Annotated in this window: 10 protein-coding genes; 8 read left to right on the forward strand and 2 right to left on the reverse strand. The window is 34.9% G+C overall.

The annotated features are described in order from the left end of the window. The 4 genes from B0E44_RS15505 to B0E44_RS15520 all read left to right on the forward strand — a co-directional run. The coding region (locus B0E44_RS15505) for a PAS domain-containing hybrid sensor histidine kinase/response regulator (protein WP_131828089.1) at window positions 1–1,535 on the forward strand (1,535 nt) is incomplete at its 5' end. Window positions 1,536–1,612: 77 nt separating this feature from the next. After that, window positions 1,613–2,473: a neutral zinc metallopeptidase gene (locus B0E44_RS15510; protein WP_077377291.1), complete on the forward strand. Its 861-nt coding sequence runs from the start codon at window positions 1,613–1,615 to the stop codon at window positions 2,471–2,473. A 171-nt stretch (window positions 2,474–2,644) separates the two neighbouring features. Beyond that, window positions 2,645–3,934: a DEAD/DEAH box helicase gene (locus tag B0E44_RS15515; RefSeq protein ID WP_077377294.1), complete on the forward strand. Its 1,290-nt coding sequence runs from the start codon at window positions 2,645–2,647 to the stop codon at window positions 3,932–3,934. A gap of 388 nt (window positions 3,935–4,322) precedes the next feature. Beyond that, window positions 4,323–5,342 carry a type I restriction enzyme HsdR N-terminal domain-containing protein gene (locus tag B0E44_RS15520; protein ID WP_077377297.1) on the forward strand — a complete coding sequence of 340 codons (1,020 nt, stop codon included), beginning with the start codon at window positions 4,323–4,325 and terminating at the stop codon, window positions 5,340–5,342. A 64-nt stretch (window positions 5,343–5,406) separates the two neighbouring features. On the opposite strand, the gene B0E44_RS15525 is transcribed toward B0E44_RS15520, so the two are convergent. Together B0E44_RS15525 and B0E44_RS15530 are read right to left on the reverse strand one after the other, a co-directional pair. Beyond that, window positions 5,407–6,942 (reverse strand): YifB family Mg chelatase-like AAA ATPase, encoded by a 1,536-nt coding sequence (locus B0E44_RS15525; protein WP_077377300.1) that lies wholly within the window; start codon window positions 6,940–6,942, stop codon window positions 5,407–5,409. A gap of 121 nt (window positions 6,943–7,063) precedes the next feature. Continuing rightward, on the reverse strand, window positions 7,064–8,056 hold the full coding sequence (locus B0E44_RS15530; protein WP_077377303.1) for a Gfo/Idh/MocA family protein: 993 nt from the start codon (window positions 8,054–8,056) through the stop codon (window positions 7,064–7,066). A 624-nt stretch (window positions 8,057–8,680) separates the two neighbouring features. Between B0E44_RS15530 and B0E44_RS15535 the strand changes: the two genes are divergently transcribed. From B0E44_RS15535 to B0E44_RS15550, 4 genes are all read left to right on the forward strand, one after another. Continuing rightward, a complete protein-coding gene (locus tag B0E44_RS15535; protein WP_077377307.1) occupies window positions 8,681–9,181 on the forward strand; it encodes a GNAT family N-acetyltransferase in 501 nt (166 codons plus the stop codon). A 263-nt stretch (window positions 9,182–9,444) separates the two neighbouring features. Beyond that, window positions 9,445–9,822 (forward strand): PH domain-containing protein, encoded by a 378-nt coding sequence (locus B0E44_RS15540; protein ID WP_077377310.1) that lies wholly within the window; start codon window positions 9,445–9,447, stop codon window positions 9,820–9,822. 112 nt (window positions 9,823–9,934) lie between these two features. Continuing rightward, window positions 9,935–10,951 (forward strand): dipeptide epimerase, encoded by a 1,017-nt coding sequence (locus tag B0E44_RS15545; RefSeq protein ID WP_077377313.1) that lies wholly within the window; start codon window positions 9,935–9,937, stop codon window positions 10,949–10,951. 5 nt (window positions 10,952–10,956) lie between these two features. After that, on the forward strand, window positions 10,957–12,027 hold the full coding sequence (locus B0E44_RS15550; RefSeq protein WP_077377316.1) for an aminotransferase class I/II-fold pyridoxal phosphate-dependent enzyme: 1,071 nt from the start codon (window positions 10,957–10,959) through the stop codon (window positions 12,025–12,027). Window positions 12,028–12,223 lie beyond the last annotated feature (196 nt).

The raw sequence follows: 12,223 nt of genomic DNA on the forward strand, positions 1-12,223 counted from the left end.
TTCCCGGTACTGTTTTCTTATCCAATTATGATGAAAAATACACAAAAATTTATCTTAATGATGAAATAGAAAAACTGACTGGGTATCCAAAATCCGATTTTTTAGAGAACAATATTTATTTCGTTGATTTAATACTTCCCGAAGATTTGGATAATGTTTTATCAAAAAACAAGATTGCGTTGGAACAAAAAAAACCATTGCATGTTATTTATCGAATTATTCATAAAAATGGTTCAATAGTTTGGGTTGAAGAGTTTGGAGATTCTATCATAAAGAATGGTGAAATTGCTTTCATGGAAGGTATTTTAATTGATATTACCGAAAAGAAAAATAACGAATCCATTGTTAAAGAAAAAGAATTGGCAGAAGCGGCGAATAAAGCCAAGTCTGAATTTCTTGCCAACATGAGCCATGAAATACGAACTCCCTTAAACGGAATCATTGGCTATACCGATCTTTTAATGAATTCCAAACTGGAAAGCACACAAAAACAGTACATGAATACCATTAATCAATCGGCTAATATTTTATTGGAGGTGGTAAATGATATTCTGGATTTTTCAAAAATTGAGTCGGGAAAACTAGAACTTAATATTGAAAAATATCGTATCGATGATATTATTCTTCAAATTAAAGAGCTGATTAATTATCAAGCTCATTCCAAAAATTTAGAAATAAACTACATTATCAATGAAGATGTCCCAAAATACATTTGGGTCGATTACATCCGTTTAAAACAAGTACTCATCAATCTATTGACAAATGCGGTTAAATTTACCCATAAAGGGAAAATTGAGCTAAGCATTTCAGCATTAGAAATTCAAAAAAGTCAATCTATATTACGTTTTTCAGTAAAAGATACCGGAATTGGAATTCGGAAAAACAACCAGAAAATAATTTTTCAGGCCTTTTCACAAGAAGACAGTTCTACGACCAAAAAATTCGGAGGAACAGGATTAGGATTAACCATTTCCAATCAACTATTGGGCTTAATGAACAGTAAACTGCAAATTAACAGTCAGTTCAATGTGGGGAGTACCTTTTTCTTTGACATAAAGCTAAAAAGCAGCAATAAATCAAAACAAAGAAAACAAGTCGATACAGAAAAAAACATCTCGGAAAATCGTATATTGACCTTAGAAAATGAGGAACCAAGAATATTGATTGTTGAGGACAACAAAATCAATATGCTTTTGACCAAAACATTAGTGAAACAGATTATTCCAAAATGTAAAATTTATGAATCTGTTGATGGGGAAAAAGCACTTGTAAAAGCCTTGGAAGTTATTCCGGATATTGTTTTAATGGACATTCAAATGCCTTTGATTAACGGTTATGAAGCAACGAAACAAATTCGAGAAATCGAACAATTCAAAGACATCATTATCATCGCTCTTACTGCAGGAACCGTGATGGGGGAAAAAGAAAAATGTATCGAAGTAGGTATGAATGATTATGTACCCAAACCGATTGTTAAGAAAACGCTTGAAGATATTTTGGAAAAATGGCTAAAAGCCAAAAATAATGTGGCCTAAAACCTTTAAACAAATTATAGACACAAGAAAAATAAAAACGATTCCTTATAGACTACTAACAACTAAATTTACCAGCTATGAAATGGATTGGAAGAAGACAAAGTGATAACGTAGAAGATCGTAGAGGTATGTCCTCTGGTGGAAAAACCATTGTCGGCGGTGGAATAATTGGAATTATTATTTTACTTGTAAATGCTTTTGGTGGCGAAAATGCTCAAATGATAACACCTATCTTAGAGCAATTCAACCAACAGCAAACGACACAAACTGAATCAAGACCTTTAACCGAAGCAGAAAAAGTTGAAGGTGAATTCGTCAAAACCCTTATGGCAGACAATGAAGATGTTTGGACTAAAATTTTTGAAGAAAACGGTCTGACATTTGAAGCTCCAAAACTTATTCTTTTTAGTGGTCAGGTTCAAACTGCCTGCGGTGGAGCCAGTTCGGCATCTGGTCCTTTTTATTGTCCTGGCGACAAAACCATTTATATGGATATGACCTTTTTTGATGAACTACGAACCAAATTTGGAGCTGAAGGCGGAGATTTTGCAGTCGCATATGTAATGGCACATGAATTTGGACACCATATTCAAACCTTATTAGGAACTTCTGGAAAAGTACGTCAACTGCAAGAAAATAAAAGTGAAACCGAAGGTAATAAACTCTCTGTAGCTTTAGAATTGCAAGCTGACTTTTATGCAGGTCTTTGGACACATTATAACGAAAATAAAAATGCGATGCTTGAACCCGGAGACATTGAAGAAGCATTGAGCGCCGCAAATGCAGTTGGTGATGATGCCATTCAGAAAAAAATGCAAGGTCAAGTAGTTCCCGACTCCTTTACCCACGGCACTTCCGAGCAAAGAATGTATTGGTTCAACCGCGGTTTTGAAAGTGGAGACATCAAAAAAGGAGATACTTTTTCGGAGATGAATTGAAATAATTTCGATGGCAATATCAATCCATAAATGAGATCTAAAAACAACATACTATCTGTCTTTAAGCAAACAAAGTAAAGCAATCAAGCCACATCTAAAAATTAGCAGTACCTTTGCGCCAACTTAAAGAAGTAAACTAAATAAATAGTGTTTGCTTCATAAATACTATTTATGTCATTCAATTCATTAGGATTATCTGATGCTTTATTAAAAGCCATCAGCAAAAAAGGATATACAACTCCTTCCCCAATACAACAAAAAGCAATTCCACCTATTTTAGAAGGTAAAGATGTATTAGCATCTGCACAGACAGGCACTGGAAAAACAGCAGGATTTACATTGCCCATATTACAATTATTATCGCAGGGAAAACACCTAAGCCACAGACCCGTTCGTGCTTTAATTTTAACCCCAACAAGAGAACTAGCTGCACAAATATTAGCCAATATAAAAGAATATAGTACATTTTTAGATTTACGTAGTACCGTAATTTTTGGTGGCGTAAACCAAAATCCACAAGTAAGTCAATTGCGCCAAGGGGTTGATATTCTTGTAGCAACTCCAGGTCGATTAATCGATTTGCAAAATCAAGGTTTGATTTCACTTTCCAAAGTAGAAATTTTGGTTTTGGATGAAGCAGACCGCATGCTGGACATGGGTTTTTTAAGAGACATTGAGCGCGTTATGAAAGTGTTGCCTCCAAAAAGACAAAACTTACTATTTTCGGCCACTTTTTCAAAAGACATTAAGAAATTGGCAATGGGCATTCTGAACCATCCGGTTCAAGTTGAAGCCACTCCCGAAAACACAACTGTGGATGCCATTATTCAAAAAATATATCCTGTTGCAAAAGAGAAAAAAACAGAATTAATCATTAAATTGATTACCGAAGGCAACTGGAAACAGATTTTGGTGTTTACACGTACCAAACAAGGCGCCAACAAACTGACTGAAAGCATGATTAGTTCTGGCATCAAAGCAGCAGCTATTCATGGAAATAAAGGTCAAGGCGCACGTACTAAAGCCCTAGCTGGTTTCAAAAATGGAAGCCTAACCGCTTTGGTCGCCACAGATATTGCCGCACGTGGTTTGGATATTCCTTTATTACCACACGTTATTAATTTTGAATTGCCAAATATTCCAGAAGATTACGTTCACCGTATTGGCCGAACAGGAAGAGCTGGCGCGAGTGGAGAAGCTATTTCGCTATTTAGTCCAGATGAAACTGTCTTTTTACGCGATATAGAGAAATTGGTCGGCCTAAAATTACCTAAAGAAAACATTAAAGGTTTTGAACCAGACCCTAACGCATCCACCGAACCAATCAAACAAGGTCAAGGGAGACAACAACGCAATTCAACTCCTAAGAAACCAAAAACTGATAATCCAAACAGAAGCACTAGTAATAGTTTTGGTCAAAGACGTCCAAGTCAAAATAACGACAGACGTTCAAATCGATAAAATTATCTAAAAACGGGAGTTATTTTTTAGGAGCAGAATATTTTCGTTTCTTTTGAAGATAACTCCCGCTTTACGTTGCAATCTTTTCCTTTTTAAAGAAAAAAGAAAAAGGATTTCCACTTCAATCGGGGCTAAATCAAACATTTTCATTTCTAAAGATCTTTGCATTCAATAATACCAAAGTTCTCCACAGCGCTACCAATACCTTTTTTTACATCCCAACTATCCGTAAACTTGTCATTTCGACGGAGGAGAAATCTCAACAAGTAGCTCCGCAATCAAAAGCACCAATCTTTGCTAATCTAGTTTCTATCACATTTTAATTTTTGATAAGGATTTGATGATAAAAATATTATATTTGATAATTAAACTATTAGAAATATAATCTATGACAACCACTATAATCCCTAAACAAGCAATTTCACAATTAAAAAAGGTACTAGATAACTTCAAATTAAATGAAGCCATTGAATTATGTTCTAATGAGGCACAAACCAGAAAATTTTTAATTGAACCTTTTTTCTTTATGCTAAATTATATTTCAACAGATTTAATACCGGAATATAATGCTGATTTCGGGGATAGAGTTAGTCAAAAGATCGATTATGCGATTGTGCTAAATAAAAAAGACACAATTCTAATCGAAGCTAAAAAGCAAACTAGTAAATTAAGTGACAAAGAGGCAGGTCAACTAAACGGTTATTTCAACAATACCAAAAATTCTAAACTTGCAATTCTAACAAATGGAATCGAATACCGATTTTATTCTGACATATCAGAACCAAATATTATTGATACCAAACCTTTCTTTCAATTCAATTTGAGTAACTATTCTGAAAAAGATATTGAATCATTAATAAGATTTGACAAGCGTTTTATCAAAATAAATGAAATTATTAAATCAGCACAAGAAATTGTTTTTGCTGAAAGTTTTGAAGATTCAATATTGAAAGAATTAAATATTCCTTCGAAAGACTTTTTAAAAATTATACATAGAAATATGTCATTTAAAACAAAATTCAATGATGAAACACAAGGTAAAATGATTAGTCTTATTAATTCATCTTTGCTTAAATCATTATATGATAAAAAAGTATTAAATGAAGCCAGTTCAAATTCACAAGGTGTTATCACAACTGAATTAGAGATACAAGCATATCACATTATTAGAACAATACTTATTCACAATAAAAAAATTCCAAACGAACGAATCACTTATAAAGATTTTAAAAGTTTTTTCAATATCAGTGTTGACGATAATTCAAAAAAAGTAATTTGTAAACTCGTATTCAATGAAAAATCAATGAAAATCACAATCGAAAACAATGAATACATACTCCAACATACTGACGATTTGCTAAAATATAAAAACGAATTAATCAATCGAACACTATTATTACTTGAATAAGAAAACTGAAGTTGATCTGAAAACATCAAGACTAATTAAAATACTAATTATTAAACACTAGTCTCTAACCCAACCATCCATCTCGATCCAAACTTCTATATTGAATGGCTTCAGCAATATGTCCAGAACCAACCACGGCTACTCCTTCTAAATCGGCTATAGTTCTAGAAACTTTGAGAATTCTATCAAAAGCGCGGGCAGAAAGATTCAATCTTTCCATGGCGGTTTTCAACAGTTGTAACGAATCGTCATCAAGTGCGCAATGCTCCCGAATTTGTTTAGAACTCATTTGCGCATTGTAATGAATATGGTCTATTTCTTCGAATCTTTTGGATTGGATTTCACGTGCCGAAGTCACACGTTTTCGTATTTCTACACTACTTTCCCCATTTCTTTTTTCGGTTAATTTATCAAAAGGAACAGGCGTTACTTCAATGTGAATATCAATTCTATCCAATAATGGACCGGAAATTTTACTCAAATAGCGGGTCATTTCATGAGGCGATGAAGTGTTGGGTGAATCCGGGTCATTGAAAAATCCACTCGGGCTCGGGTTCATACTTGCCACCAGCATAAATGACGAAGGATACGTTATCGTAAATTTTGCCCTCGAAATGGTTACTTCCCTGTCTTCCAATGGTTGTCGCATTACTTCCAGCACTTCGCGCTTAAATTCGGGCAATTCATCCAAAAACAAAACTCCATTGTGTGCCAACGAAATTTCGCCGGGTTGCGGATAACTCCCTCCGCCCACAAGCGCCACACTCGATGCTGTATGATGCGGACTGCGAAACGGTCGCTGATTCATTAATCCCACATCCTTTACTTTTCCGGCGACACTGTGAATTTTGGTAGTTTCCAACGCTTCTTTCAAAGTCATTGGAGGCAAAATACTCGGTAATCGTTTGGCAATCATTGTTTTTCCGGAACCAGGAGGACCTATGAGAATTATATTATGACCTCCGGCAGCCGCAATTTCCATACAGCGTTTAATAGATTCTTGTCCGCGTACTTCGGCAAAATCAAATTCTGGAAAATCTAAAGTTTTATAAAACTCGGCTCTAGTGTCAATAGTGGTAGGTTGTAATGTTCCTTTGCCTTCAAAAAAATCAATGACTTCCAATACATTTTCAACACCATAAACATCAAGACCAGCGACAATAGCCGCTTCTTTTACGTTTTGTTTGGGCAGAAAAAAACCTTTAAAACCTTCTTCTTTGGCTTTAATGGCAATAGGGAGTCCCCCTTTTATAGGCTGTAAACTTCCGTCGAGTGAAAGTTCTCCCATGATGATGTATTTATCCACCACATCGGATTTGATTTGTCCCGATGCGGCAAGAATCCCTATGGCAAGTGTCAAATCATAGGCAGAACCTTCCTTGCGTAAATCGGCGGGAGCCATATTGATGGTTATTTTTTTTACCGGAAGACTGTAACCATTATTTTTCAAGGCAGCAGCAATGCGGTAACTACTCTCTTTGATGGCATTATCCGGCAAACCTACCAAGTGGTAGCCTACGCCTTTATCTATATTCACTTCGACAGTAATTGTCGTTGCATCTACCCCAAAAACAGCACTTCCGTAAACTTTGACTAACATAAAAATAGTTTTGCTTAAATGTAAATACTATTTTACTTTAAACCAAAAATATTTAACTAAATTCTTACTTAATGCAATATAAATCACAAAATTAATGGTTCAGATACAATTGAAACGCAAACTAAGGATAAACCAAACCTATTTGATTTTTGACTTCTTCTATTATTTCAGCAAGTTCTAAGCTATTTTGATGTGACCAAAGTTCACTTTCCGTTTTGTTGGCTTTAAGGCAGGCATGACATTCTTCTATTTCATAGGTGTAGCCTTTACCCAATGTTGGCTTTTCAAATTTTGTCTTTTTCGCCCCTTCTACTAAAGTGCCATAAGTCAAGCTATAGGATTCGGTCATGAACCAAAGCGGATCCAGATTAATTCGGCCTTTGGTACCGCTTATTGTTGCTTCTACACTGCAAGTATATAAAAAACTGCAGTGCAGTACGGCTTGTGCATTTTCATACTGTAAAATAATAGACGTTTGTGTATCTACTCCAGTAGAATAAAAATTAGATTTTGCTAAAATTTCTTTAGGAATACCCAATATTAAATAAGCTAAAAATAATGGATATACGCCAATGTCCATCAATGCCCCGCCACCTAATTTAATATCAGTCATTCGGGTATTATCAGGATTTTCGAATTTAATGGAAAAATCCGCATTAACATATTTTACCTCTCCTATCGAACCGTTTTGAATATGCTCTAAAGTTTCACGTATCGAAGGATTGAAACGTGTCCAAAAGGCCTCCATAAAAAATTTATTCTGCTTTTTGGCTGTAGCAATCATTTGTTCTACATCAGCATAATGCAAGGCTAATGGTTTTTCGCACAATACATTTTTGTCATTTTGCAACGCTTTGATGGTTAACTCTGCATGCGAATCATGCGGCGTTGCTATATAAAGAATATCAATGTTTTCGTCTTGAAAAAGCTCATCGTAAGAGCCATAAGCTTTTGGACATTGAAACTGATTGGCAAAATCTTTGGCTTTCTCAATATTTCTGGAAGCTACGGCACAAAGTTCAGCTGATTCAATCAACTGCAGCTCACTGGCAAACTGCTGGGCAATATTTCCCAAACCTACAATTCCCCATTTTATTTTTATATTATTTTCCATTAAAGTATCTTTTTTAATAAGTAAATATAAGTGTTTTAAAGAAAATCCAAAACTGTATTTGATAATGAATACCTTAAAATTAACCGCAAGGTTCGCATAGAATTACGTAAAGTCCGCAAAGCTTTCCGAACCTTGTAGTTAATTTTTTTTTTTATCATTGAGGCTTATTCCGCCCTATGAATCTTTCTTTTACAAATAAAAATTTATGGCTCGAAAAACATTTTTTATCAATACATTCTTCTGTTTTCAAAAAAGAAATATTTAAAACAATTTCCAATTAAATCAAAGATTAAAACCAGATGTTATTTAAACTTAAACCAAACAAAAATCACCCTTGAAAGTTTACATCTGTTATTTCGTAACTTTGAAAGTTACAAACAATTTAGTGACAAAGAGGAGAAAGATTAAACGCCATTGCTATGATAAAAATAGGTTTAGAAAGTAGCTAAACCATTTTTTTTCGTATAATCCTCTAGTATTAGACACCGGTAATTAATAGAAACTCATCAATAACCTTGAGGTTGTTGAACAAAAAATATAGCAAAATAGACTACCCCAAATTCCTCAACCTATCAAATACTGGCAATTTGGCAACAAACACATGATAAACTAATTACTGACAAAATGAAACTACCTCCATACAGTATTTTCCCAATTATTTCTGGCGACAAAATTTCGTTGCGGGAAATTAGAACTGATGACATTGAAGACCTTATTGAAATTTCTTTTTACAACGCTATTCAGGCAACAACTTTTCAACAAGCTACAGAAATGCAAACCAAAATAAACAAAGACTACCTTGAAGGTAATTCAATTCATTGGGGTATTGCAGACAATTTGACCAATAAAATTGTCGGGACATGTGGTTACTACCGTGGACTTAACCATGGAGATGGAGAACTGGGTTGCGTTTTATTACCTCAATACCGCGGGAAAGGTTTTATGACTTCGGCTATGTTATTGGCCATAGACTTCGGAATAAGTACTATTGGACTAAAACGAGTTTGGGCAGTAACCAATAAACAAAACGAGAAAGCAATAAAACTTCTTGAGAACCTTAAGTTTATTAAAATTGCAGATTTGGGAGATGACGAAATTGAATATGAGTTAAGACAGATTACTTAAAACTCTCCATATTCTATAAAGTTCTAGTAAACTCGTGTAAGGGATAGCAGCTAGCTACCGAAGTAGCGCGAATAGCCCGACCGCATTCCAGTAAAAGGGCATATAACCGCAAAGAAAAATAGCCCTTTTATTGGAATGGGGTTACACCCAAACTAACTTTTGAGAATTGATGAAGCAAATGATTTTTATGATTTAGCAATAAATTATAATGCCGAGACAAGTAAATTCTTTAAATTTGGTTTTCACAATTTAAAGAGAAAATCATGGGACTATTTAATGCCATTCTGGGCAATGCATCGGAAGTAAATATTGAAAATCTTTCGAAGGAATTTGAACCTTTATTAATTGAAGGCGAAAGAATCGAAAAGGGATACAAAGTGATAAAAGATATGTTTGTTTTTACCAATAAAAGATTGATTTTGGTCGAAAAACAATTGGTGGGCAGTAAAGTAGATTATCTTTCGATTCCATATACTTCTATTAAAAAATTCTCTAAGGAAAGTGCAGGAATCCTTGATATGGACGCCGAATTGAAGATTTGGCTAACTGGCGAACCAAGTCCAATTTCAAAACAATTTGGTAAAGGCGGGAATAACATCAACGAAGTGTATCAAATTCTGAGTCAGCATATTTTGAAATAAGTATTAAGATTTTAGAAAAAAGAATATAGAATATAGATTTTTTTGATTGCGAAAAAGTAATTATTATTCTTTGTTCTATTTTCTCTTCTCTATTTTCTAAAAAACCTACACCATGAAAATAATCATCCGCACTTTTAAGCTCCAGTTAAAGCACACTTTTACGATTTCGAGAGAGTCACACGATGTACAGCCTACGTTGATTGTAGAACTGCAGAGTGACGGTTTTTCGGGGTTTGGTGAAGCTACTTCCAATCCGTATTACAATATTACGGTGGACAGTATGAGAGCTAATCTTGAAGCTATTACTCCGTTTATAGAAGCGCATAATGACGAAACTCCGGAGGAATTCTGGGACAGCGCATCGGCTTTATTGAAGAATGATATGTTTGCGTTATGCGCTTTGGATATGGCTTACAATGATTTATATGCCAAGAAAAAAGGCAAAAAATTATATGAGCTTTGGGGAAATTCTCCTTTGCACAATCCCAAAACCGACTACACTATTGGGATTGACAAAATCGATAAAATGGTCATGAAGCTGAAAGAAATGCCATGGCCTATTTATAAAATTAAACTAGGAACCAAAGACGACATTGCGATTGTAACTGAATTGCGCAAGCATACCGATGCTCGTTTTAGAATCGATGCCAATTGTGGCTGGACTGTTTCTGAAACAATCAATAACGCAATCGCACTGAAAAAACTTGGAGTAGAATTCTTGGAACAGCCCATGAAAGCCGATCAATGGGCGGCACACAAAGAGGTTTTTAAACACTCTTTACTTCCGATTATTGCTGACGAAAGCTGTATTATTGAAGAAGATGTGGCTAAATGTCATAACCATTTTCACGGCGTAAATGTAAAATTAGTAAAATGCGGTGGTCTTACTCCAGCCCGAAGAATGATTGCCGAAGCCAAACACTTTGGTATGAAAACCATGGTAGGCTGTATGACGGAATCTACTATTGGGATTTCGGCTATTGCACATTTATTGCCTGAACTCGATTATGTGGATATGGACGGAGCTTTGTTATTATCTGAAGATATTGCCACTGGCGTTACCATCACAGATGGAATAGTTCATTATGCCGATTCGAATGGGATTGGGGCTGTTTTAATTAAACAATAAACCAAATGCAGGTAAGCGAGATTCCAAATAGAGTATTTCACAAAGACGGCGAAGAGTTTCTATACTTTGGCGGAACCAATTATTTGGGAGTTACTACCCTGCCCCAGTTTCAAAATATGCTGTTGGCTAGTTTCCAAAAATGGGGAACAAGTTACGGCAGTTCGCGCTCCGCAAACATTCAATTAGAGGTTTATAAAACTGCCGAAGATTTATTGGCTCAACAAATAGGAACCGAAGCAGTCGTTACAGTTTCTTCCGGAATGCTTGCAGGAAAATTAGCACTGGAACAGTTACAGCATACAACAGACTTACTTTTTCATTTTCCTAATACACATCCTGCTTTAATGCATCCCTTTTCGCTTCCGCTAATTCAAAACGGGAAGCTGAATCCATTTCTGTTAGATCCAACAGTTTCAAGAATTGGAATTGTTGCCGATGCCATTCCATCGCTGGAGGTCACTCCTATTGATTTAAGTATCTTGAAAGATATTCCAAGCTCCAAAATCATCACTTTATTACTAGACGAATCACATAGTTTTGGCTTACTTGGAGACCAAGGACAGGGAGTTTTAAATCAATATCATCTTTCGAACATACATCAAAAAATAGTTATTGCATCGCTGGGAAAAGCTATTGGACTTACTGGGGGTTTTATTGCTGGCGATTCTCATTTTATAGATGAAATAAAAAAACAACAAAACTTTATTGGTGCTTCCGGGATGAATCCTGCTTTTTTGGAAACTTTTGTGAATGCACAAAAAGTTTATCAAATGCAAAGACAACAGCTAAAAGACAATCTTAATTATGTTGCCGAACATTTATTACCTGATACCGCTTTGACTTTTACCAAAGACTATCCGGTCATTTATTTTGACCAAGACGAGTTACTTCAATTGCTTTTGGAGAACAACATTATTCCAACCTCTTTTCCTTATCCAACAGCATCGGGGAAATTGAGCCGGATTGTAATTAGTGCGCATCACACCAAAACCGATTTGGACAAAATGATACAACAGCTGAATATTTATACTCAAATGAATTCAGGCTTTGAAAGTGACATACGATTTGTTTTATAGTCGATTGTATTTCCTATAATAGAATTTATGTTAATTGCGATCGCCTCTAATTTTTATAACAATATAAAACTCAATTATTAAATCTATAACTTCATACTGATAATCTCTAATAAATTGAAAGAAACAGCTACATTTTATATAATTACACTTCTGATTTGGTGGTAAAAAAACAACCAAAATTAAATTATTATTATTT

It is taken from the genome of Flavobacterium sp. A45 (genome assembly GCF_002001005.1).
Lineage (GTDB): Bacteria > Bacteroidota > Bacteroidia > Flavobacteriales > Flavobacteriaceae > Flavobacterium.